This is a genomic window from Xanthomonas sp. NCPPB 1325 (assembly GCF_041477645.2).
GTDB lineage: Bacteria > Pseudomonadota > Gammaproteobacteria > Xanthomonadales > Xanthomonadaceae > Xanthomonas > Xanthomonas cannabis.
The window spans coordinates 939,283-957,461 of record NZ_CM192985.1 but is presented as its reverse complement, the minus strand read 5'-3'; the positions used below and the strand labels follow the sequence as shown (position 1 = coordinate 957,461).

Sequence of the window (18,179 nt, the reverse complement as noted above, 5' to 3'; positions counted from 1 at the left end):
TCAGCGCTGCGCGGGACGCGCGCCGGGCGCAGGCGTTGTTGTCGGTGCGGGCACGGCCGACGATGGCGCGGCCGGCAGCTGCGGCGGCTGCGCGCGCAGGTAGTCGCGCACCAACGCATCGAGCGCGGCTTCCGGGTCGCCATCGGCCAACTGGCGATCGCGCAGATAGGTGTAGCGCGGCGCGGTCACGCGCTGCGCATCGGCCGCGTCGCGGATGATGGTCGGGCGGATGAACACCATCAGATTGGTCTTGTCGCGATTGCGCGACTTGTGCCGGAACAGCGCGCCCAGCCCGGGCACATCGCCAAGCAGCGGCACCTTTTCAACGGTCTGGCGGTCGTTCTGGTCGAGCAGGCCGCCGAGCGCGACGATGGCACCATTCTCGACCACCACGCGCGTTTCGATCTGGCGCTTGTTGAACACCAGCTCCGAGGATTGCGCGCTGACCGGCCCGGCAATGGCCGAGACTTCCTGCTTGATCGCCAGGGTGATGGCACCAGCGGTGTTGATCTGCGGGCGCACTTCCAGTTCCACGCCCACGTCCTGGCGCTGGATGGTGCGGAACGGGTTGTCGTTGGCCGCACCCAGCACTTCGCCGGTGGTGATCGGCACTTCCTGGCCGACCAGGATGCGTGCCTGTTCGTTGTCCAGGGTCATGATCGACGGGGTGGACAACAGGTTGGAGCCGGTGTCGCTCTTGACCGCATCGATGATCATGCCGAACACCGCATCGTTGCTTTGCCCGGCCAGCCCGATCAGGCCACCGCTCAAGCCCAGCAGCGATTGCGCGGCCACATTGCGCGCCTGTTCCAGCACCGAATCGTCATCGGCATTGCCGCTGCGGGTACCGGCGGCCGCAGCAGCCAGCGGCACGATGCCCGGCGACGCGCCGCTGTACTGCGTGGCGATCAACGGCACGGTGCCGTTGCGGCCGGCCAGTAGCAGCTGCACGCCCAGGCGCTTGGCGGCGGTGTCGGAGATCTCCACCACGATCGCTTCCACCAGCACCTGCTCGCGGTGCACGTCCAGCTGACGGATCACCTCCATCAGCGCACGCTGGGTTTCCGGGTCGGCATTGATGATCAGGGCGTTGGAGCCGGGGTAACGCACGATCACCGGGCGCTTGCCAGCGGCCGGGGTGATCACCTGCGTCTGCGCGGCGCCCGCTGCATTGGCCACATCCACCGCGTTGGAGCGCGTGTCCTGCCCGGGCTGCGCCTCATTGCCCGGGGTCTGCCCGACCAGCTGTTGCAGCACCGGCAGCAATTGCTCGGCACTGGCGTGCTGCAGCCGCACCACGCTGACATCGCCGCGGCGTTCGGCGCGCTCGTCCAGGTCCAGTGCGGTGCGCACCACCCGCTGCACCAGTGCGGGGTCACCACGCACGATCAACGAGTTGCTGCTGTCCACCGGCAACACCGACAGCACATTGCTGCGCTCGCCGCCTTGCCCGAACAACGTGGTCAGCGTGCGCGCCAGTTCCTGCGCCGAGCTGTTGCGCAACGTCACCGTGTCGATGGCCGCGCGGTCGGTATCGATCTGCGCCACCAGGGTGCGGATGCGGCGCAGGTTATCGGCGTAATCGGCAATCAACAGGCTGTTGCCTTGCGGCATCGCCATGATCACCCCACCGCGCCCGATCAGCGGCTTGAGGATTTCTGCGGCGCTGCGCGCATCCACACGCTGCAGGGTGAACACCTGCGTCGCGAACCCCAGATTGCCATCGGCCGCACTGCCGGGCTGTTGCGCGGCGGTGTCGTCGGGAATGATGCGGTAGGTCGCCGGCCCGCTGGACACCGCAATCAAGCCATTGGCACGCAGCACCGCCAGCAGCATGCCCAGCAGATCGGCCTCGGACATCGCCTGCGCACGTGCCACGTTCACCGTGCCCTGCACGCGCGTGTCCACGATGAAGGTGATGCCGGTGGCGCGCGACACATCCTGGATGAAGGCGCGCAGGTCCACATCCTGCAGGCGCACGGCCGGCGCATCTGCCGCGCGCAGCGATACGACCGGCATGGCGGGCAGCGCGAGCAACAAGGTGGCCGTCATCAGCCAGAGGGGACGAACGGCACTCATTGCGGGCGCTTCAGGGTCATGGTGTGGGTCTGGCCGTTGCGGCGGTAGGTCAGCGTGGCCGCCTGACCATCGCGTAGCTCGTCCTGCAGCTCGCGCAGGTGTTCGGCATCGAGGGTGCGGCCGTTGATCTGGGTCAGGACGTCGCCGGCGGCCAGGCCGGCCTGTCGCAGCAATGCCCCATCGCCGCGCGGAATGAGCGTGTAGCCGCTGCCGTCCTCGCTTGCGCGTAAGCCGGCGGAGCTCAGCAACTGCTGCGGGTCCACGGCAGCGGCGGCGGATGCGTTGGTGGCGTTGCCCACGTTCGACATCACCGCAGCGGCGGTGCCTGCTGTTGTCGTGCCCGCTACCGGTGTCGTCGAGGCGGGCACCTGCGGCGCAGCGTCGATCAACCCCAGCCGGCGCACGCCGCTGCCGGTGCGCAGCAGCACGTGGTCGGCAGCGATCGCCTGCACCACCACACCGGGCACCACCGCATCGCCGACCCGGTAGGCGCCCTGTCTGCCGTCGCCGCGGCTGAGATAGGCGGCCGCGTGCGTGTCACCGGCGCGCACACCATGCAGCACGATCCCATCGCTGCTGGCGTCGCCGACGTTGCGATAGAACACGTCGCGGCCAAGCGCAGACAGATCCAATGTCGCCTCGATGGCGGGCAGTCGCGTGCCCAACGGGCCGATCGGCGTGACCACCAGCCACACCAGCCGCAGCGCCTGTACCGCCAGCAGGACGGCCAGCGCGCAGACCACGGCCGTGCGTACACCACGCAGCGACATGACGGCATTCAAGGGGGGTAATACGCGCTGCAAAGCAGACATCCGTCTCAGGATTGCGAACGGATGACAGAATGCGGCAGCAATGTGTCAGTTCGAAGAAAGCGGTGACACAGGCCGGCACAGGCCGACGTGCGGCAGAACGCAAACGCCCGCCGTGCGTGGCACGACGGGCGTTTGCGGTGACGGACGCGTGCGACGGCTCAGAAGCGTGCGGTCACACTGATGTCATAACTGATGCCGGGCTGATAGGTGTACAGGTCCACCCGGTTGCTGCCCAGCTTTTGATACTCCTGGTACTTGGTCTTGAGCAGATTGCGTGCGGCAACGTTCACCGACAACGTATCGCCCGACCACACCAGGCCCTTCTTGATCACCAGATCCAGCGACGTGCCGGGCTTGTCGATGTAATCCGGCTGGCCGGGGCGGCCACGCGCCGATACCCGCTCGCCCACGTAATTGGCGATCAACGTGGCCTGGCTGTGCGTGCTCTCGCTTTCCACGCCGATCTGCAGATTGGCGATGTCATCCGATTGCCCCTGCAGTGCGGAGCCATCACGAATGAACAGGTTGGCCTGCACCGGTGCGCTGAAGCCGAACGGCTGCACCGTGTCGCCGGCGCTGGCGCTTACCTCCGAGGTGGTCCGCGTGTAATTGCCGGACACGAACACGCGCTTGTCGCCCCACCAGTCCGCGGCGATCGGCAGGTCCAGGTACTTCTTGGCCTCCAGCTCCACACCGTACAGCGTGGCCTTGGGCGCATTGATGAAGCTCTGCACGATGCCGCCGCCGGGCGCGTCGTTGACGATGGCTTCGATCGGCTTGTCGATGTCCTTGTAGAAGGCGCCGATGGTGACGTACTGGCCCGGCTCGAAGAACCACTCGTAGCGCGCATCCAGATTGACCAGCTCGCTGTCCACCAGGAACGGGTTGCCGAAGAACTGGCGGTCGATATCCGGGTCCAGATACTGCTGCGGCGCCATTTCGCGGAACTGCGGCCGCGCAATGGTCTTGGAGGCACCGAAGCGCAGCTGCTGGTTCTCGGCAAGATTCCAGGTCACCGTCACCGAGGGCAGCGCGTAGCTGTTCTGCAGCGGCGCCACGCTGTCCTGCCGCGCGCCGGTGAAGATGTCGTACGGATGCACCGCCTGGGTGGCGTCCTCGTAACGCACGCCCACGGTGGCCCGCAGGGTCGGCACGATCTCGCCTTCGGCCTGCAGGTACGCCGCCTTCACCTTCAAGGTGGCGTCGTAGGCGGCCGCACCGAAACTGCCGGTGGTCTCGCGCAGCCGCAGCAGGTCGTTGCTGAGGTTGTAGTCGGAGAGCAGATAGTCCACGCGCTGATACTGGTTCAGGAACGGCAGCGGGCCATCCAGCGCCAGGAAGCGGAATTCGCGGCTCCACGCGCTGCGGTCGTTGTCCAGATACGCCAGGCCGCCCTTGATGGTGAGGTCGTGTTCGATCGGCAGGCGCCAGGTGACATCCACGCCACCGCTGGCCACGGTGTCATCGACCTTGCTGAAGCGCGTGTAGTTCTGCACGCGCGACGCGTCGTGCGCCCAGTAGCCATCCAGCAACTCGTAGCGGATGCCGGTCTCGTAGGGCACATCGCGGCTTGCATTGGCCACTGCGGCGCGCCATTCGATCTTGAGGTCATCGTATTCGCCGAACGCATGCGAGCCGAGCAGCTGGTTGTTGATCAGCTGGCGCTCGTACCACTCGGTGTTGTCGTCACGCACATCGAAACCTGCCAGCTCATCGCGGCCGGCACGGCTGCGCGCCACCTTCAGTGCGTCGTGCACATACAAGGTGGTCCAGCCGATCTTGTGGCGCCCGTATTCCCAGCCCAGTCCCAGCATGCCGTTGCTGCGCACGTTGTTGCGGGTGGTGGCGAAATCGTAGTTGGAATTGAACTCCACGCTGTCGCCGACAAAGATGCCGTCCTGCTGCTTGCCGGTACGCGTGCGCCATTCGTTGTCGTAGCTGGCAACGGCGACGATGCCCAGCTTGGCCTCGCCCACGTCCATGCTGTAGCCGGCGCTGCCGCCCACGTTGACGTCCGGGGCAATGCTGTCCTTTTCCTGCAGCACATACAGGTTGGCGTCGTTCATGCTGCGCCCGATGCGGCGGATGTCCTCACGCGAGAAATTCCCCAGGTCCACGCGGCGCCCACTGCCGATCGCATCGCGCAACGCGCCCGGCTGCTTGCGCGTGCCATCATCAAAGCCCCACTCGTCGTCGCCGGAGCCGTAATACGTCAGGCCCTTCTCGCCGGTACTGACGCTATTGGCGCCGCCGCCCACGGTGAGCGACAGGAAGGGCTTGTCCGGCACCGTCATCGACTGCAGATCGATCACGCCACCGCCGAATTCACCCGGATAATCGGCCGAATAGGTCTTCTGCACGGTCACGCTTTGCAGCACGTCGCTGGGGAACAGGTCCAGCGGCACCACGCGCTGCATTGGCTCGGGGCTGGGCAACGGCGAGCCGTTGAACAACGCCGACGAATAGCGCTCGCCCAGGCCGCGCACATACACATACTTGCCGCGCGACAGGCTCAGCCCGGTGACGCGCGTCAACGCCACCGCCGCGCTGCTGTCGCCGGTGCGCTCCATGTCCTCGCGGGTGACGAACGAGGCCACTTCGGAGGTCTGCAGCATCGGTTCGGGAATGTACTCGCCGCGCACCACGACCTGGTCGAGTTGCTTGGGCGCAATGGCGGCACTGGAACTGCTGCCGCCGGCAGCATCGCTGGTGGTCGACTGCGCCAGTGCGGCGCCGGACATCAGCAAGGTGGAAATGGAAAGAGACAGGCCCGTCCGCGAGAGACGGGCAACAGTGGAGGTTCGCATCGTGGGAGCCCTGGCAACAGAAAGATGAAGCGGGACGCATCACGCGGCGGCGTCGGGCCGCCGCGCAAGGCGGTGCCTCAGCAGGGACGATCGGCGGTCAGGCCGCAGGTCCAGCCTTGCCACCAGGTGTCGTTGGCATCGCGCACGCCGCCGATGTAGTTCACCTGCTGGAAGAAGCTGCTCACCCCGTTCAAGCCCTGGAACGCCGGCACTGCGGTTTCGTTGGCGCCATTGATGAAGGTGTTCTGCAGCGTGGACACGCCGTTGGCAACGTTGTTGGTGCCGGCTGCAAACTGGCTGGCTGCACGCGCATCGCTGCCGAATGCCGTCGGGCAGGCGAAGAACACCGAGTGGAAGGTGCCCGCGGTGTCGGCGTCGGCCATGTTCAGGCACACCAGGCCATCGCCGGTGCCGCCGGCCGGACGGGTGAACACCGAGTTGTAGAACGCTGCCTGGGTGCCCTGGTTGAGCATGATCGCCGCACCGGCGCGCGCATTGCCCACGTAGGTGAAGTTGGCCACCTTCGGGCGCGAATACGGCTGGCGGCGCAGGCTGCTCCACTCGTTCATGCGGTCGCCGCCACCGGCGCGCTGCACCACGATGCCGTACTGCAGGGCGCCGCTCCAGCCGGCATCGGTATCCAGCGAATCGTCGTCGGCGCCGGTGATCACGATGTGGCTGCCGTTGACGGTGCCACCGAACCATTCGATGCCGTCGTCGGAGCTGTTGTGGATCTGCACGTAATCCAGGCGCGTGCCGCTGCCCACGCCGGCCAGGGTGATGCCCTGCAGCTCGTTGTTGGGCGAGATTTCAAAGCCCGAATACATCACGCGCAGGTAGCGTAGCGAGCCGCTGTTGTCGGTTGCGCTGTTACCGCCGTAGAACGCGTTGGTACCTTCGACCTGCGCCTGGCACTCCGGTGTGCCCGACACGGTGGTGCCCGGGCAGTTGTTGATCGCCGCACGCCCCAGCACCACGATGCCGCCCCACAAGCCGATGGTGTTGGCGCTCACCGTGCCATCCAGCGCCTGGCGCGCAGTGAACACGATCGGTGCGGTGGCGCTGCCTTCGGCAAAGATCTGCGAGCCGCGGTTGACCACGATGTAGTCGCTGCCGGCAGAACCGTACAAGGTCACGCCTGGTTCGATGGTCAGGATGCCCTGCGTGCTGCCGGCCGCTGGCGCGGTGGCATTGCCGCCGCGATCGGTGCCGACGTTGACACGCCCGCTGATCGAATACGCCGTACCTGCACGGGCCGGCACCACCAGATTGCCGGTGATGGTCTCCGGCAACTGACACGAGCGCAGCGTGTTGTTGGCGATGGTGCCCACGTTGGAAAAGCCGGTCGGGCAATCCGCGGCCGGGCCGGTCGGTGTGGGTGCAGGCGTCGGTGCAGGCGTGGGCGCCGGCGTCGGTGCGGGCGCCGGTGCGGGCGGAAACGCGCCTTCGCCCGGCGACGCGACACGGTCGGCACCGCCACCGCAGGCAGACAATGCCAGCGCGGTCCCGAACGTCATGAGAAGTGTCTTGCTGCTATTGCGAACGGACATGCGGCTGATCTCCAGGTCAAAAGGTCCGGTATGAAGAGGAGTCGTCAAGAATTGGTTGCGTTCCGCTCACTGCAGTGGCGAGCACGTTCAAGATCCCCGTCACCGTTATAGGGGCCGTCTGTTGCATTTGTCTTACCACGACACATTTGACACACCACTGACACACCTCGGCATGCACTGTGGCGGGATGACATCCCTCCCGATTGCTCCAGCACTGGCCGACTGGATCGTTGCGCAGGCCGTGGCCGGCCAACCACCCGAGCAAACGCTACAGCCGTTGCTCGATCAGGGCTGGAACGAGCAGGACGCCATCGATGCAGTCGAGACGCTGGTGCGCGCCCATATCCAGCAACACGCACAGGCAAACGGCCTGCCCTTGCCGGTGCGCGTACCCGCACTGCTGCAACACGACGATGCATCGCTACTGGATCTGGGCAATCGCCAGGTGCGCGTACTGATCAGCCTGCTGCTGCCGCGCGTGGTAGTGCTGGAGAAGTTCCTGTCCGATGCCGAATGCGATGCACTGATCGCACTCGCACAACCGCACCTGGTGCGCTCACGTACGGTAGACAACCGCAACGGCGCGCAGATCGTGCATGCCGCACGCACCAGCCACAGCATGTGCCTGCAGCTTGGCCAGGATGCACTTTGCCGAAGCATCGAAGCGCGCATCTCGCGCCTGCTCGATTGGCCGGTGGACCACGGCGAAGGCCTTCAGGTGTTGCGCTACGTCACCGGTGCGGAATATCAGCCGCACTACGATTACTTCGACCCCGACGCCGCGGGCACGCCGGTGTTGCTGCAGGCCGGCGGTCAACGCGTCGCGTCGCTGGTGATGTACCTCAACACGCCCGAACGCGGTGGTGCCACCCGCTTCCCCGACGTGCATCTGGACGTTTCCGCAGTGAAAGGTAACGCAGTGTTTTTCAGCTACGACCGCCCACACCCGATGACGCGTAGCCTGCATGCCGGCGCCCCCGTATTGGCCGGCGAAAAGTGGGTGGCAACCAAGTGGTTGCGCGAGCGCCCGGTACGCATGCCCGTCTGACAACGACAATCCTTCCGTATGCGGTCGCCATGGAACTGCCGCGCTGCCGACGACTTGTCCAGAGGACTAGATCAGCTCCACGGCAAAGACACCGCGTCACGCCGCTTGTCGATTGCTTGTCGAAAACGCTGCGGACCGACCATCGTGACTGGTCCTTGCCCGCCCACCGTCGCGGGACCCTTGGCGGCATGGATGCCGCCACGGAGCTTATAAGGACGTACTTGCAGCGTGTCCTGCGATGGTGGGCGGGCAAGGGCCCTGCAGCAACGGCGCAGATCATTCGCTCTACGCCTGATTTGTCCGTCTTGAGCAATCAGGTCGAGACGCCTGCACTGTGCCTATCGCGATCACTTTGCGATCTTCAAGTCTGGTCGAGCGCGCGGCGCCCTCACCGCTCGCGGGACACGCCGTGAATCCGTCCGTGGAGGCTCGGTGGCGGCATCCATGCCGCCACACGGTCCCGCAATCGGCGAGGACACCACGCCAGACAGTTGACTGGTGGTTTTGTTGAAGAGCGAAGACACCGCATCGCATGGTTTGCTGGTTGGTTTGCTGGTTGGTTTGCTGGTTGCTCTGCTGGTTGCTCTGCTGATAGCTCTGCACACCGACCATCTCGACTGGTCCTTGCCCGCCCACCGTCGCGGGACCCTTGGCGGCATGGATGCCGCCACGGAGCTTACACGGATGTACTTGCAGCGTGTCCCGCGATGGTGGGCGGGCAAGGGCCCTGCAGCGACGGCGCAGATGATCAGCTCTCCGCCTGATCTGTCCGTAGTGAACAATCAGGTTGAGACCCATGCGCTGTGCGCATCGTGATCCCCCGGCTCTTGAAGCATGGTCGAAAGCGCCGCACCCTCACTGCCAGCAGGACACCCCATGAATCTGCGGCCCCGCCCATACCGTCTTGCAGAATCAGCGTGCACCAAACAAACGCTGATCCATTCGCAGCATCACCAAGCGCAGCGGCGTCCATGTCAGGCACAACCCGGCCAGGATGCCCAAGGTGTCGGCCAGCGCGTCATAGGGATCGGCACTGCGATTGGTGGTCAGTGCCCCCTGCGCAATCTCGATCCCGATCCCCAACAGCACCAACCCGAACGCCGCCACCAACAGCGCGCGTCGCGTTGCGAACAACTGCACTGCCCCCCAGCACAACAGCGCAAAACTTAGGAAATGTTCGGCCTTGTCGCTGTTGGACGGCAGCTCCGGAAATTCCGGCGGCGGCCCAAGGCACACCGCGATGAGAACGCCGATGGCCGCGACCCACAATCCTACCCACACGCGCGGCCGATGGAACGGCAGTAGCGCCGGGGTCACAGCCGCCACGTAAGATCGCCGGCCAGGAATGCAGGAGCGAAATCCACATCGCGCGAGAACCCCATCACCTGGAAGCGCTCGCCCATCTCGCTGGGCAAGGTCAGCCGCTTGATCTGCTCGCGCAGGCGCATGCGCCCCACGTCATCGGTGCGCGTCTCGGCCTGGGCCAGCAAGGCATCCAACCCATTGCCCAGCAGGAAACTCGCCTGAGTGCAGTAGCCGGCCAACTCGAAACCGGCGCCGGTGCCGGCCTCGGCCAATGCGGTGAAGTCCACCGACGCCGTCAGGTCCTGCAGACCTGGCCAGCGATACAGGTCTTCATGCATGCGATGGCGATAGAACGCCCGCAAGGTGCCGTCTTCGCGCTGCGCACGATAGAACTCGCCGCGCGGATAACCGTAATCGACAAACAGCATTGCACCGCGTTTCAAACCACCGGCCACCGCCTGGATCCAGTACGGCAGCTGCGGCAGCAACTCGGAGCGGTACCCGTCGGCAAACGGCTGTTGCAGGTAGCGCTCGAGGTGGCGCACCGCCGCGCTCAACAACGCATCGGCCGGCTGCTCGCCACGTGCAAACTGCTGCTGCGCGTCCAGGACCACGGTTTCCTCGTAGACCTCGCCATCGCGCAACGCGAACCGCGGCGTCGGCAATGCATCGATCACCTCGTTGGCGAACAGCACGCCATCCCAATCGTCGGGGAACGGCGCATCCAGCCACTCGACCAGATCGAACACCGGCGGAATCAGGCTGCGGCCCAGGCGCTCGCGCTGCCGCTCGCGCAGGTCGGCGCTGGGCTCCAGGATCGCGTAGCGCTCGGGTAGCGCATCCAGCTCCAGCAACCGCTTGAGGGTGACTTCGGCAAACGCGCCGCTGCCTCCCCCCACTTCCAGCACCCGCGCCTGCGGACCGAGCTGCTGCAGCACCGGGGCCAGCGCACCGGAGACGGTGGCAGCAAACAACGGCCCAAGCTCGGGTGCGGTGACAAAATCACCAGCCTCGCCGAACTTGCTAGCGCCGGCGCTGTAATAGCCCAGGCCCGGCGCATACAGCGCCAGCTCCATGAAGCGCGAGAACGGAATCGCACCCCCAGCGGCCTGGATTTCGGCGCGCAGGTGCGCGGCCAACTGGTCGCTGTGCGCCAGCGCGTCCGAATCGGGAGTGGGAAGGTCGGCGTGCATGCGGGCACCGGTTGCGGGGACAATGCACAGGATAGCCGAGCCCTCTGCAACGCCGAGCGAGTACGCCATGACAGACAGTTCCAAGGTGGTGTTGATCACCGGTGCAGCCCGCCGCATCGGCGCACAGATCGCCACCACGCTGCACGCAGCCGGCTACCGCGTGGCCTTGCATGCGCACCACTCCGGCCAGGCGCTGGACGCACGCGTGGCCGAACTGCGCGCACAACGCGCCGGCAGTGCGCACGCACTGTCTGCGGATCTGCGCCTGCCACAGGCCCCTGCGCAGTTGGTGGCCGAGTGCATCGATGCGTTCGGCCGCCTGGATGCGGTGGTCAACAACGCCTCGGCGTTTTTTCCCACCGCCCTGGGCGAGGCCACGCCGGAGCAATGGGACGCGTTGTTTGCGGTCAATGCGCGTGCGCCGTTCTTCATTGCCCAGGCCGCTGCCGCGCAGCTGCGCCAGCACCATGGCGCCATCGTCAACCTCACCGACCTGCACGCGCAGCAGCCGATGCGCAACCATCCCCTGTATGGCGCCTCCAAGAGCGCACTGGAGATGCTCACCCGCTCGCTGGCGCTGGAGCTGGCGCCCCAGGTGCGCGTCAATGCGGTGGCGCCCGGCGCGATCCTGTGGCCGGAAGAAGGCAAGCCCTCCGACGCCAAGCAGGCGCTGCTGGCACGCACCCCGCTGGCGCGCATCGGCACGCCGGAAGAAATTGCCGAGGCCGTGCGCTGGCTGCTGGACGACGCCGGTTTCATCACCGGCCACACCTTGCATGTGGATGGCGGCCGCCAGCTCAGCTAAAGCGGCCAGCGCCACGGCTGCCAGGCGCGCGCGGCCGCTGCCCGGAATCGGCATGTGCCGCTCGTACGCGCCAGTTCCTGCGCGCCGGCCGGCCCACACCTGACACTGCCTGCTACGGTTTGTCGGCCGCTCTTGGGGGGCTTGCGTGCCTGCACGCGCGGCTGCGACGCCGGCCACCTTCGCCAGTCACAGCGCATCCACGCGATCGCCCTGCGCTGCACGCAACCACCGTGGCGCAGTGACGCCGGTCGGGCGGCGGCGCTACTGCGCGATATCGGCCGTCGCCGCTGCGGGCTCCAGGTCCACCGTGGTGAAGGCAGCGCCGTACTGCGCATGCGCCTGCCAGAGCGCGGCCAGCGTCTGCCCGCTCAATGGATCGACGAAGTCCGGCGCGATGTCGGCCAGCGGCTTCAGCACGAACGCGTGCTTGAGCTCGGGGCGCGGGATGCGCAACTGGCCCGGGCCTTCGATGACGCAATCGCCGAAGAACACCACGTCCACATCCAGGGTACGGTCGCTGAAGCGTGGCCCGCTGCGATCGCGGCCATGCGCGTCTTCCAGCGCATGCAACCAGTGATCGAGCGCATGCAGCTCCAGATCGGTCTGCAGCGCCACGGCGTTGTTGACGAAATCCGGCCCGTCGAAGCCCACGGCCGGCGTGCGATACGCCGGGGATACCGCGAGCGGGCCAAAGCGCGCGCGCAAGGCCGCCACGGCCAAGCGCAGGTAATGGGTCGGCTGGACATTGCTGCCGAGGCTGAGAAGCACGGTGGTCATGCGGTATTCGCGCATGCGGCCGGCGTCAGCGTCAACTGTTGCGGCATGCCGGCGGTGATCCGGCACCCACGCAGCGGACCGATGCGGCCTCAGGCCACTTCGAGCGCGTGCGCCACGGCACGGAACACGCGGCGCATCTCCAGCGGCTTGCGCAACACATGCACCGGGATATCCGGCGGAAAGTGCACGCGCTGCAACGGCGCGCCCATGTCTTCCAGCACGATTGCCGGGCCCTGATATCCCAACTCCTGCATGCTCAGCAGCACGCTTACCGCAGACAGCAGGATGATGTCGCTGTCGATGATCACCAGATCCGGCATGGCGTGCTGCTGCACCAGCTGCAGCGCGGCAGCGCCATCGGTGGCCAGCTGCGGCTGATAGCCCTGACTGGACAGGGCATTGCCCAGCAGCGACAGGCGCGTGGCCTCGCCATCCACCAACAGGATGCGCTGCCCGTGGCCCAGCGCAAGCGGCGGGTCGGCCTCGACCGCCACGACTGCCGCCGCACGCATCGGCACGATCATGTCGAAGCGCGTGCCCTCGCCCAGGCGGCTGTCGACCTGGATGTTGCCGCCGTAGCTTTCCACGATGCGCTTGCACGAGATCAGGCCAAGCCCGGTGCCATCGGCCTTGGTGGTGAAGAACGGGCTGAACAGGCGAGCGCGGGTTTCGTCGCTCATGCCCACGCCGGTATCGGCCACGCTCATGCGCACGCGCGTGGCATCGTGCTGATCGGCCGCCAGAATCAGGGTGCCGCCGCCGGGCATCGCCTGGATCGCATTCAGGCCCAGATTGAGCAGGCACTGCTGCAACTCGGTGTAGTTGGCTTCGATGGTCAGGTCCGAGGCGATGCTGTCCATCTGCAGGCGCACCCCGTCGGGCAGGCTGCTCTTGAGCAGCATCTGCACGGCCTGGAACAGGTTGGCGATGGACACCTGCTCGCGCGGCTTGTTGGAGCCGCGCACGAACGAGAGCATCGACTCGGCCATCTCGTGGCCGCGCCGGCCGCACTCGGCCACCACATTGGCCAGCTGCCGCAACTGCGGGTCGTCGGTGCGCCCGGCCAGCAGGTCGGGCACGATCAGCAACGGCTGCAGGATGTTGCGCAGATCGTGGCTCAGGCCGGCCGCCAGCATCGCCAGGCTTTCCAGACGTTGCGCGCGCATCAACTCGCTCTCCACGCGCTGGCGTTCCAGATCGGCGCGCGCCTCGCGGATCGCGCGCACCACCGCACTCGGCAATCGCGTGGGGTTGTGCTTGATGATGTAGTCGTTGGCGCCATCCTGCAGCGCCTTGACCGCGGTCTCCTCGCCCATGGTGCCGGAGACGAAGATGAAGGGGGTGGCGCCGTTCTGGCGCACCAACCGCAGCGCCTGGTGACCGGAAAACCCCGGCATGCTCAGGTCCGACAGCACGATGTCCGGCTGGAACGTATCCAGCGCGCTCCGCAGCGAGGGCTCGCTGTCCACGCGCTCGAACGCCGCATCGATGCCGGCATCGAGCAACTGATCGGACAACAGCTCGGCATCTTCCGGTGAATCTTCCACCAGAAGGATCTTCAGCTGCTCCAGATTGCCACCCTCATGCGGCATGGCTCAGTCCAGCTCCGGTGCCTGGTTGATCACCGCCCAGAAGGTCCCGAGCGTCTTGACCGCGTTGAAGAACTGGTCGACATCCACCGGCTTGACCACATAGGCATTGACGCCCAGGTCCCAGCTGCGCGCCAGGTCGCTCTCTTCGCGCGAAGACGACAGGATCACCACCGGCAGGCGCTTGAGCGTCTCGTCGCTGCGCACCTGCTTGAGCACTTCCAGCCCATCCAGGCGCGGCATCTTGATGTCCAGCAGCAACACCGCCGGCAGGCCTTCCTCACGATCGGCGAAGGCGCCACGGCGCAGCAGGTAATCCATCGCTTCCACGCCGTCCTCGACGTGCACGATGGGGTTGGCCAGACGGGCTTCGCGCAAGGCGTCGACCGCCATTTCCGCATCGGCCGGGCTGTCTTCTGCCAGAAGAATGGTACGAATGGCGGTCATTCGGTGAACTCTTGGTTGGGCGCTTCGAGCGCAGGGGGAAGCACGAAATAAAACGTGGCACCTTCATCGACGATGCCTTCGGCCCAGATGCGGCCGCCATGGCGCGTCAGCACGCGCCGCACGCTGGCCAGACCGATGCCGGTGCCGGCGTACTCGCTGGCCTTGTGCAACCGCTGGAACACGCCGAACAGCTTGGCGCTGTACTCCATGTCGAAGCCGGCACCGTTGTCGCGCACGCTGAACTGATGGCCGCCATCGGCCATCGGCGTATAGGTGACCTCGATCTTGGCCACCTCGCGCTTGGCGCTGTATTTGACGGCGTTGCCCAGCAGGTTCATCCATAGCTGACGCATCATGTTTTCGTCGGCCACCAGCACCGGCAGCGGCGCAATCTGCCAGTCCACACGGTGGCCGGTATTCTCGCTCTGCAGGTTGGAATCCAGGATCGCGCGGGTTTCGGCGACCAGCGATTGCATGTCCACCGCCTGCAGCCGCAACGCACTGCGGCCCAGGCGCGAATACACCAGCAGGTCGTCGATCAGCGAGGCCATGCGCCGCGCCGAGGAGCTGATCACTTCCATGTAATGGCGCGATTTTTCGTCGGCTGCATCGCCCAGGTGGCGCGCCAGCTTGTCCGAGAAACCGGCCACGTGCCGCAACGGCGCGCGCAGGTCGTGCGAGACCGAATAGCTGAAGGCTTCCAGCTCGCGGTTGACCTCCGAGACCTGCTCCACCTTGCCTTCCATCTGCCGGTTGAGCTCCTGGATGCGCAGCTGCGACGCCTTCTGCAGGCTGATATCGCTGACCGTCATCAGCACCACGTCCTCTTCGGCGGTGTCGGGCAACGGCATGCGCCGCGCGTTGATCAGCATGGTGCGCAACACGCCATCGGCGCCGCACTGCTCATGCTCGAAATCCCACAGCTCGCGGCCGCGCAGCAACACATCGGCCAGCCGCTGGTGGATCTGCGGATCGCGCCACGCGCCCTCGCCCACCTCGTCCAACGCCATCAATTCGTTGCCGCGATCCTCCAGGCCATACAGCTCGGCGAAGGCCGGGTTGTGCAGCACGATGCGCTGGCTGGCATCCAGCAACACGATCGGCTCGCGCACGGTCTGCAGCACCGAACTGGCACGGCCGTTGGCGCGCAGGTATTCCTGCTCGGCCGCCAGGCGGCGACGGATCTGCCGCTGCAGCAGCCAGATCACCGTGGCCAGCAACAGCAGCTGCACCGCCAGCGCGGCCCAGCTCAACACTGCGTAATGCAGGCGCTCGGTCTCGGCGCGCGCATTGCGCAAGGTCAGCAAGCGTCCCTCGGCGACCTGCACCTCGTCGATCAGCACGCGGATCGGGTTGCTCAGCGTCATCTCGTTGATCAGCGCGCGGATCTGCTCCGGCGAGGTGGTCACCGCGATGCGCTCGGCCAGCACCATCCGCCGCTCGATCGTGCTCTGGATCCGCCCCATGCGCACCTGCTGCGCGGGATTGTCCTTGGTCAGTTCGATCAGACGCTGCACCGCAGCGAAGGCTTCGCTGCGCCCACGGCGCATGCGCTCCAGCAGCGCCGGACGCTCGACGCCGTGCGAGCGCATCAGTGCAGCCGACTCGGCATTGCGCATCGCCGCTTCCAGGCGCTGCGCGTTTTCCTGCACGTCCTGGCTGTGCGACACCCACACCGCCGCCTGATTGGCGTTGTGCGCCATCCGCTGCAACAGCAACGACGGCACCACGACGATCAGGCACACGGCCGCCGCCAATGAAGGCAGGCGCCAGCGATCCCATCTGTCTGCTTGGACCGTTGTCTGCATTACCAGGTCTGTCTTCGCTCGCTGCGTGTGCCCGGGACCAGCCGGCATTGTCTCCGATTGCGCCCCGAACGAGATTAACGATTCAGCAAATCAGATACCGTCATGACATAGCTGAATGGGCATATCATACGTGCAGCAAATGTGAAAACCACGAGAGCATCCGGTCGCGCTGCGGCGTCCCCGACGCCGGCAGTACGGCAACAAAAAAGGCGCACTCCTGGGGAGTGCGCCTGGTGCTCGGTCCCGCCGCCTCGCCTCGGCCGGCCCGGCATTCGCAGCGGCTGCGCTTACTTCTTCGCAGCGGTGACCTTCAGGCCGGTCGACTTGACGCTCTTGACGCCTTCGATGCCCTTGGCGACAGCCACAGCCTTGTCGTGCTCGGCCTGGGTGGCCACCGTGCCGGTCAGGGTCACGATGCCGTTCTTGGTCTCGACCTTGACGTCGGTGCCCGACACATTGTCGGTAGCGAGCAGGTCGGCCTTCACCTTGGTGGTGATCCAGGTGTCGGTCACCGGCTTCTTGGACTCGTTGATGTTGTCGGCAGCGTGGTCCTTGGTGGCGTGGTCCTTGTGCGCACCCATGTCCTGCGGTGCGGCGAACGCCTGCGAGGCGCCCAGGGTCAGGCCGAGCGACAGCGCCACTGCCAGCAGCTTGCGTGCATGCATCATGTTCTTCATCCGAGACGCTCCTGTTGAATGTGCGTGGAGCTTGCGGTGGCGCTCGTCGAGCAGACGTGACCGCAACATGCAGAGGTTGTGAACCCGGCGCACACAGGCGTGTGCAATACCATGCCGGCTTCCTCCGTCGTTGCGATGAACCGTTTTCAATGCCTAAACCGTTCAATCTGGCCGTCGTCGGCTACGGCTATGTGGGCCACACCTTCCACGCCCCGCTGATCGCCAGCACGCCTGGCCTGCGGTTGCATAGCGTGGTGTCGTCCAAGCCGCAACAAGTGCAAGCCGACTACCCCGACGTCACCGTGGTTGCCGACCTCGACAGTGCATTGTCCGACCCTGCGCTCGACGCGGTCGTCCTTGCCACGCCCAACCAGACCCACGCGCCGTTCGCGCTGCAGGCCCTGGCCGCAGGCAAGCATGTGCTGGTGGACAAGCCATTCGCACTCGACGCCACGCAGGCACGCGCCATGGTCGATGCGGCCGCCAAGGCCGGGCGCGTCATCAGCGTGTTCCAGAACCGCCGCTGGGACGCGGACTTTCTCACCGTGCGCCGCCTGATCGAAGAAGGCCAGGTGGGTGAGGTGGTGGAATTCCATTCGCACTTCGATCGCTACCGCCCGCAGGTACGCGACCGCTGGCGCGAAAGCGACGCTCCCGGTGCAGGCCTGTGGTACGACCTGGGCCCGCATCTGCTGGACCAGGCCCTGCAATTGTTCGGCACGCCGCAGGCCATCGCTGCGGACCTGCAGCGCCAGCGCAGCCAGGCGCGCAGCGATGATTATTTCCACGTCACCCTGCATTACCCGCGGCTGCGCGTGATCCTGCATGCCGGCTCGCTGGTGGCCGACAACGGCCTGCGCTTCGCCGTGCATGGCACGCGTGGCAGCTATCTCAAGCATGGTTTGGACACGCAGGAAGACCAGCTACGTGCCGGACGCCGTCCGGGCACGGTGGGCTGGGGGGTGGACCCGCTGCCGGGCACGCTCACCCGCATCGACGACGAAGGGCGTGTGCACAGCCATCAACCCGAAAACCTGCCGGGCGATTACCGCCAGTGCTATGCCGCCTTCCGCGATGCGCTGGCCGGCACTGGCCCGGCACCGGTGGGCGGCGCCGACGCGGTGCTGCTCATCCACTTGCTGGAGCTGGCACAGCGCGGTGCCGCCAGCGGCCAGGTGCAGTGGCTGGATGGCGCGCGCGGCCTGTAAGGCCACGATCAACTACACGGTGCGCGCGGCCCACATAGCACGCGCATCAACATGCGAGCGTGCGCTGTCGGTCC

Annotated in this window: 15 protein-coding genes, 1 other RNA gene and 1 pseudogene; 5 read left to right on the top strand and 12 right to left on the bottom strand. The window is 66.2% G+C overall.

Going from position 1 to position 18,179, the window contains the following annotated elements; all coding sequences use genetic code 11:
- The 4 genes from gspD to ACCQ10_RS03805 all read right to left on the bottom strand — a co-directional run bounded on the left by gspD (position 1) and on the right by ACCQ10_RS03805 (position 7,248).
- Positions 1-2,079, bottom strand: a complete 2,079-nt coding sequence (gene gspD, locus ACCQ10_RS03820) for a type II secretion system secretin GspD (protein WP_372362276.1) — start codon at positions 2,077-2,079, stop codon at positions 1-3.
- Positions 2,076-2,891, bottom strand: coding sequence for a type II secretion system protein N (locus ACCQ10_RS03815; RefSeq protein ID WP_372362275.1), 816 nt, complete (start codon positions 2,889-2,891; stop codon positions 2,076-2,078). Before ACCQ10_RS03815 ends, gspD begins: the two co-directional genes overlap by 4 nt.
- 158 nt (positions 2,892-3,049) lie before the next feature.
- The gene (locus ACCQ10_RS03810; RefSeq protein ID WP_372362274.1) at positions 3,050-5,698 is read right to left on the bottom strand and encodes a TonB-dependent receptor domain-containing protein; all 2,649 of its coding nucleotides are present in this window, start codon (positions 5,696-5,698) and stop codon (positions 3,050-3,052) included.
- A gap of 77 nt (positions 5,699-5,775) precedes the next feature.
- Positions 5,776-7,248: a beta-helix domain-containing protein gene (locus ACCQ10_RS03805; protein WP_166743848.1), complete on the bottom strand. Its 1,473-nt coding sequence runs from the start codon at positions 7,246-7,248 to the stop codon at positions 5,776-5,778.
- Positions 7,249-7,435: 187 nt separating this feature from the next.
- Here ACCQ10_RS03805 and ACCQ10_RS03800 point away from each other — a divergent pair, with 187 nt between their 5' ends.
- Positions 7,436-8,296 (top strand): 2OG-Fe(II) oxygenase, encoded by an 861-nt coding sequence (locus tag ACCQ10_RS03800; protein ID WP_372362273.1) that lies wholly within the window; start codon positions 7,436-7,438, stop codon positions 8,294-8,296.
- 285 nt (positions 8,297-8,581) lie between these two features.
- On the opposite strand, the pseudogene ACCQ10_RS03795 reads toward ACCQ10_RS03800, so the two are convergent.
- A pseudogene (locus ACCQ10_RS03795) lies at positions 8,582-8,826 on the bottom strand (hypothetical protein); the annotation flags it as partial.
- Between ACCQ10_RS03795 and ACCQ10_RS03790 the strand changes: the two are divergent.
- Positions 8,804-9,112, top strand: coding sequence for a hypothetical protein (locus tag ACCQ10_RS03790; RefSeq protein ID WP_372362272.1), 309 nt, complete (start codon positions 8,804-8,806; stop codon positions 9,110-9,112). The pseudogene ACCQ10_RS03795 and the gene ACCQ10_RS03790 sit on opposite strands and share 23 nt — an antisense overlap.
- 96 nt (positions 9,113-9,208) lie before the next feature.
- Here ACCQ10_RS03790 and ACCQ10_RS03785 read toward each other — a convergent pair whose 3' ends face one another.
- A complete protein-coding gene (locus ACCQ10_RS03785) occupies positions 9,209-9,622 on the bottom strand; it encodes a VanZ family protein (RefSeq protein ID WP_372362271.1) in 414 nt (137 codons plus the stop codon).
- On the bottom strand, positions 9,610-10,863 hold the full coding sequence (locus ACCQ10_RS03780; RefSeq protein WP_184389875.1) for a class I SAM-dependent methyltransferase: 1,254 nt from the start codon (positions 10,861-10,863) through the stop codon (positions 9,610-9,612). Before ACCQ10_RS03780 ends, ACCQ10_RS03785 begins: the two co-directional genes overlap by 13 nt.
- On the opposite strand from ACCQ10_RS03780, the gene ACCQ10_RS03775 reads away from it, so the two are divergent.
- Entirely contained in the window at positions 10,862-11,599 is a 738-nt protein-coding gene (locus tag ACCQ10_RS03775; protein WP_372362270.1) for a pteridine reductase, read from the top strand. The two genes, ACCQ10_RS03780 and ACCQ10_RS03775, sit on opposite strands and share 2 nt — an antisense overlap.
- A gap of 52 nt (positions 11,600-11,651) precedes the next feature.
- Positions 11,652-11,727: non-coding RNA, sX9 sRNA (locus ACCQ10_RS03770), on the top strand.
- 133 nt (positions 11,728-11,860) lie between these two features.
- Here the strand turns inward: ACCQ10_RS03770 and folK are convergent.
- From folK to ACCQ10_RS03745, 5 genes are all read right to left on the bottom strand, one after another.
- A complete protein-coding gene (folK, locus tag ACCQ10_RS03765; RefSeq protein ID WP_372362269.1) occupies positions 11,861-12,376 on the bottom strand; it encodes a 2-amino-4-hydroxy-6-hydroxymethyldihydropteridine diphosphokinase in 516 nt (171 codons plus the stop codon).
- A gap of 89 nt (positions 12,377-12,465) precedes the next feature.
- Positions 12,466-13,968 carry an ATP-binding response regulator gene (locus ACCQ10_RS03760; RefSeq protein ID WP_372362268.1) on the bottom strand — a complete coding sequence of 501 codons (1,503 nt, stop codon included), beginning with the start codon at positions 13,966-13,968 and terminating at the stop codon, positions 12,466-12,468.
- Positions 13,969-13,971: 3 nt separating this feature from the next.
- A complete protein-coding gene (locus ACCQ10_RS03755; protein WP_039404375.1) occupies positions 13,972-14,412 on the bottom strand; it encodes a response regulator in 441 nt (146 codons plus the stop codon).
- Entirely contained in the window at positions 14,409-16,220 is a 1,812-nt protein-coding gene (locus ACCQ10_RS03750) for a sensor histidine kinase (protein WP_372362267.1), read from the bottom strand. The genes ACCQ10_RS03755 and ACCQ10_RS03750 overlap by 4 nt, the downstream gene beginning before the upstream one ends.
- A 287-nt stretch (positions 16,221-16,507) precedes the next feature.
- Positions 16,508-16,897 (bottom strand): BON domain-containing protein, encoded by a 390-nt coding sequence (locus tag ACCQ10_RS03745; protein ID WP_047697150.1) that lies wholly within the window; start codon positions 16,895-16,897, stop codon positions 16,508-16,510.
- Positions 16,898-17,046: 149 nt separating this feature from the next.
- On the opposite strand from ACCQ10_RS03745, the gene ACCQ10_RS03740 reads away from it, so the two are divergent.
- Positions 17,047-18,105 carry an oxidoreductase gene (locus tag ACCQ10_RS03740; protein WP_372362266.1) on the top strand — a complete coding sequence of 353 codons (1,059 nt, stop codon included), beginning with the start codon at positions 17,047-17,049 and terminating at the stop codon, positions 18,103-18,105.
- The last annotated feature ends 74 nt before the right edge of the window (positions 18,106-18,179 follow it).

What these genes read in the sequence shown, in the direction of transcription:
- gspD (WP_372362276.1), bottom strand. Translation starts at nt 2,079, where the DNA reads ATGAGTGCCGTTCGTCCCCTCTGGCTGATGACGGCCACCTTGTTGCTC.
- ACCQ10_RS03800 (WP_372362273.1), top strand. Translation starts at nt 7,436, where the DNA reads ATGACATCCCTCCCGATTGCTCCAGCACTGGCCGACTGGATCGTTGCG.
- ACCQ10_RS03780 (WP_184389875.1), bottom strand. Translation starts at nt 10,863, where the DNA reads ATGGCGTACTCGCTCGGCGTTGCAGAGGGCTCGGCTATCCTGTGCATT.
- ACCQ10_RS03740 (WP_372362266.1), top strand. Translation starts at nt 17,047, where the DNA reads ATGCCTAAACCGTTCAATCTGGCCGTCGTCGGCTACGGCTATGTGGGC.
- ACCQ10_RS03750 (WP_372362267.1), bottom strand. Translation starts at nt 16,220, where the DNA reads ATGCAGACAACGGTCCAAGCAGACAGATGGGATCGCTGGCGCCTGCCT.
- ACCQ10_RS03810 (WP_372362274.1), bottom strand. Translation starts at nt 5,698, where the DNA reads ATGCGAACCTCCACTGTTGCCCGTCTCTCGCGGACGGGCCTGTCTCTT.
- ACCQ10_RS03805 (WP_166743848.1), bottom strand. Translation starts at nt 7,248, where the DNA reads ATGTCCGTTCGCAATAGCAGCAAGACACTTCTCATGACGTTCGGGACC.
- ACCQ10_RS03760 (WP_372362268.1), bottom strand. Translation starts at nt 13,968, where the DNA reads ATGCCGCATGAGGGTGGCAATCTGGAGCAGCTGAAGATCCTTCTGGTG.
- ACCQ10_RS03755 (WP_039404375.1), bottom strand. Translation starts at nt 14,412, where the DNA reads ATGACCGCCATTCGTACCATTCTTCTGGCAGAAGACAGCCCGGCCGAT.
- ACCQ10_RS03815 (WP_372362275.1), bottom strand. Translation starts at nt 2,891, where the DNA reads ATGTCTGCTTTGCAGCGCGTATTACCCCCCTTGAATGCCGTCATGTCG.
- ACCQ10_RS03745 (WP_047697150.1), bottom strand. Translation starts at nt 16,897, where the DNA reads ATGAAGAACATGATGCATGCACGCAAGCTGCTGGCAGTGGCGCTGTCG.
- ACCQ10_RS03775 (WP_372362270.1), top strand. Translation starts at nt 10,862, where the DNA reads ATGACAGACAGTTCCAAGGTGGTGTTGATCACCGGTGCAGCCCGCCGC.
- folK (WP_372362269.1), bottom strand. Translation starts at nt 12,376, where the DNA reads ATGACCACCGTGCTTCTCAGCCTCGGCAGCAATGTCCAGCCGACCCAT.